At 69.0% G+C, this 1,609-nt stretch carries 1 protein-coding gene; it reads left to right on the forward strand.

The window, feature by feature from the left end; all coding sequences use genetic code 11:
* The coding region (gene istA / locus AC1Q7O_RS27530; RefSeq protein WP_492662630.1) for an IS21 family transposase at positions 1–1,470 on the forward strand (1,470 nt) is incomplete at its 5' end.
* Positions 1,471–1,609: the final 139 nt, after the last annotated feature.

Here is a 1,609-nt window from a genome sequence, read left to right on the forward strand (position 1 = left end):
CGAGATGGACTGTCCATCCGCGAGGTGAGTCGACGCACCGGGTTGTCCCGGAACACCGTTCGGCAGTGGTTGCGCCAAGAAGGCGTGACCGAACCCAAGTACCCCAAGCGAGAAGCCGCCAGCGCGGTGGACGCCTGGGCCGAGCATCTGGCGTCGGCGCTCAAGGCCGACCAGCACCGACCGGTGCGTGACCGGCGCACGGTCAAGATGCTGTTCGAGCAGATACGCGCACTGGGCTACGCCGGCAGCTACGCCCGCGTGACCCGCTGGGTGCGCGCCTGGCGGGCCGAGCAAGACGCCGCACCCCGCCGTGCGGCGTTCGTGCCGATGAGCTTCGAGCTCGGCGACGCCTTCCAGTTCGACTGGAGCTGCGAGTACGTCTTCGTCGGCGGCCTACGCCGCCGGCTGGAGGTCGCTCATACCAAGCTCGCCAGCAGCCGGGCCTTCTGGCTCACTGCCTACCCGGGCCAGAGCCACGAGATGCTGTTCGACGCCCATGCCCGGGCCTTCCAGGCGCTGGGCGGCATCCCCAAGCGCGGCGTGTACGACAACATGAAGACTGCCGTCGACAAGGTTGGTGTCGGCAAGCAGCGCTCGGTCAATGCGCGCTTCCAGGCCATGTGCTCGCACTACCTGTTCGAACCCGAGTTCTGCAACCCGGCCTCCGGTTGGGAGAAGGGCATCGTCGAGAAGAACGTGCAGGACCGCCGGCGCCAGGTCTGGCGCGAAGCCAGCGAGCGGCGCTGGCCGGACCTGGCCACGCTCAACGCCTGGCTGGGCGAGCGCTGCCGCGCCTGCTGGGCGGAGACCGCCCACCCCGAGTGGCCGGCGCTGACGGTGGCCGACGTACTGCAGGATGAGCAGGCGCGGTTGATGCCGTGCCCCAAGCCCTTCGACGGCTACGTTGAGCGGCCTGTTCGCGTCTCCGCCACGGCGCTGGTGCACTTCCAGCGCAACCGCTACAGCGTGCCGACGCGGCATGTGAACGCCGTGCTCAGTCTGCGCGTCTACCCCGACGCCTTGGTGCTGGTAGCGGACAGCATTGAGGTCGCTCGCCACACCCGCAGCTTCGAGCGAGACCTGACCTTCTACGACTGGCAGCACTACATCCCGCTGGTGCAGATCAAGCCAGGCGCGCTGCGCAACGGCGCGCCGTTCAAGGCCATGCCCGAGGTGCTGCAGACCCTGCAGCGGCACCTGCTGCGCCACGCGGGCGGCGACCGCGTCATGGCGCAGGTGCTGGCGGCCGTGCCGGTGCATGGCCTCGAAGCGGTGCTGGTGGCCGCGGAGATCGCGCTCGAGGCCGGACGGCCCAGCGCCGAGCACGTGCTCAACGTGCTGGCGCGGTTGAAGGACGGCGCCACTGCCATCCGTGAACTGACACAACCCACACCGGCGCTGAAGGAAGAACCCCGCGCCGACGTGCAGCGCTACGACGCGCTGCGCAACAAGCAGGAGGTCCGCCCATGAGCACGGAGATCGTCACACGGCTGAAGGCGCTCAAGCTGCACGGCATGGCGTCCAACTGGCCCGAGCTGGTAGCGCATTGCCGCCACGCGGCGCTGGAACCCGAGCAGCTGATCGAACAGCTGCTGGACGCCGAAGGGGC

It is taken from the genome of Roseateles sp. GW823-FHT07B05, assembly GCF_058794515.1.